1 protein-coding gene and 1 pseudogene are annotated in these 2,397 nt (G+C 39.0%); one reads left to right on the top strand and one right to left on the bottom strand.

Going from position 1 to position 2,397, the window contains the following annotated elements; all coding sequences use genetic code 11:
* Positions 1–157 precede the first annotated feature (157 nt).
* A pseudogene (locus H1P_RS35220) lies at positions 158–1,814 on the top strand (IS1182 family transposase).
* Positions 1,815–1,850: 36 nt separating this feature from the next.
* Here H1P_RS35220 and H1P_RS35215 read toward each other — a convergent pair.
* A complete protein-coding gene (locus H1P_RS35215) occupies positions 1,851–2,231 on the bottom strand; it encodes a hypothetical protein (RefSeq protein WP_144876422.1) in 381 nt (126 codons plus the stop codon).
* Between the last annotated feature and the right edge of the window lie 166 nt (positions 2,232–2,397).

The raw sequence follows: 2,397 nt of genomic DNA, 5'->3' as shown, positions 1-2,397 counted from the left end.
GATACTGTTGGCGAAAGTAATCATTTAAGGTTTCAAGCGTAATCTTATCTCAGCTGATTAGTACAAAAGACTTAAGTAGCAAAACAGAGAAATTACCAAGTATTACATGGAAATAATAGATATCCTGAAAGTAGTAATTTGGAGACAAATTAAATAAGTGTCGTTACATCCACAACCGATTCCACCAGTTCCAGATGAAACAGTGCGAGTTGCCCGTGCTGCTTTCCCCAAAGGAAATATTTACCTGAAAATTCGAGATACTTTGGGTAGTATTTATGTTGATGAGGACTTTGCTGATTTATTTTCAGTGAAAGGTCAACCCGCTCAGTCACCTTGGCGGTTAGCTTTAATCTGTGTGATGCAGTACATGGAAAACTTATCAGACCGTCAAGCAGCAGATGCAGTAAGAGGAAGAATTGATTGGAAATATGCACTTTCTCTACCTCTAGAAGACTCAGGCTTTGATTTCTCAGCTTTAAGTGAGTTTCGCAAACGCTTAATTGAAGGAGGAGCTGAAGAATTTTTACTGAACAGAATTTTAGAACAATTACGAGAAAAAGAATTAATTAAAGGGCATAAGCGACAACGTACCGATTCGACACATATAATGGTGCGCAATTCGCCCCCTTAATCGGTTAGAAACCTTGGGGGAGACAATGCGAGCAGCCCTCAATAGTTTGGCGGTGGCTGCTCCTGATTGGTTAGCCAAACGCCTCAAGAAAGATTGGTTTGACCGTTATGGAAGAAGAGTTGAAAACTACCGTCTGCCTAAACTAGATTCCGAACGAGAGACTTTAGGTAATCAAATGGGAGAAGATGGTTTTAGTTTACTGGAAAGAATTTATGCTCTGAATGCTCCAGAATGGTTACGTTACCTTCCTGCTGTAGAAATTCTCCGACAAGTCTGGATTCAACAGTTCTACGCGCCTGTTGAGGGAAAGGTCAAATTGCGATCGCCAAAAGATATGCCTCCCTCGACTATCGCAATTCACTCACCCTATGATGTAGAGGCTCACTACAGTTCTAAAAGAAGTGTTAATTGGGTAGGCTACAAGGCTCATGTAACTGAAATCTGTGATGAAGACGCGCCTCACTTCATTACTCACGTTCACACAACTTTATCCACTGTTACTGATGAAGCAGTAGTTGAACCGATTCATTTCTCCCTAGGAGAAAAATCATTACTCCCAGAGGAACACTTGATGGATTTGGGTTATGTAACAGCAGGGCATTTAGTTTCTGCTCAAGAAAACTATGGAATCGAATTAATTGGTCCAGTTCGCAATGACCCTACTTGGCAAGCTAAACATCATCCCAAATTTGCCAATTCTAATTTTCAGATTGATTGGGAGAATCAAGTAGCTATTTGTCCTAGAGGACATCAAAGTAAAACTTGGTCTGAAAAAACAGATCGGAAAGGGCAACGTGTAATTAGTATCAAATTTTCCCCATCTAATTGCGATACTTGTCCTTCACGCAGTCGATGTACTCGTGCTAAAACCGAACCAAGAGGTTTAACTATTCATAGGAAACAAGAATACATTGCTCTTCACCATCGCCGTGAAATTCAACATACTCCTGAATTTCTGAAGACTTATAATCAGAGGGCAGGAATTGAAGGTACTATATCTCAAGGAGTTAGACGTTCAGCTTTGCGCCAATCTCGCTATATTGGTTTAGCTAAGACTCACTTACAACATATTTTTATGGCTGCTGCGCTGAATTTGTGTCGTCTTAATGATTGGTTGAATGGTATTCCCCTTGCACCTACTCGTTATTCTCGATTTATGAGTCTCAAACCCAAAACTCGTTAAATTTTCGCCCCTATTTTACAATTTCTCCTCCATGTATTACTTGGGAGAAACTAAGATAAGTTCAATCAATCGTTTCAAGCTTTTCTTCACTAGCTTGTAGTTAGAAGCTTGTTTACCTAATCTCAATTCCTGTAAAACTTTCTCTGCTAAAAAATTCAATTCATCTGTATTAAAGGATTTTTTGGCAATTGAGCCGAATTTTTGGGAATTTGCTGACTCAATTGCTGGTGAATCTGAAAAAATCTCCTTATTTTGTTGGACTAAATTTTCTAATAAGTCAGCCCTAGTCATATCCCGATATTCCGAAGCCCTGCCCAATTTTTTCCAGGTACTTTCGGTTAATCGAAGAGAACGAACTTGACGATAATCATGGTTTTTTAGGGTGAATTTTCCCTGGATATTCCGTTTGCGCTTCATAGCGTTTATCCATGTATTTCATGGATAAAGTTTAACACTTACCTGACACCTTGTATTACTTGGAAGTAAGCCATAGTTCTTTTTCTTGGTTATTAAGTCTTTTGTACTACTTAACTGGTAGGTATTACTCTTGAAGCTTTAAATGATTACTTTCGCCAACAGTATC

Source organism: Hyella patelloides LEGE 07179, assembly GCF_900659865.1.
Lineage (GTDB): Bacteria > Cyanobacteriota > Cyanobacteriia > Cyanobacteriales > Xenococcaceae > Hyella > Hyella patelloides.
Note: the sequence above shows the minus strand (reverse complement) of the source record. Positions and strands in the feature narration are given on the sequence as shown.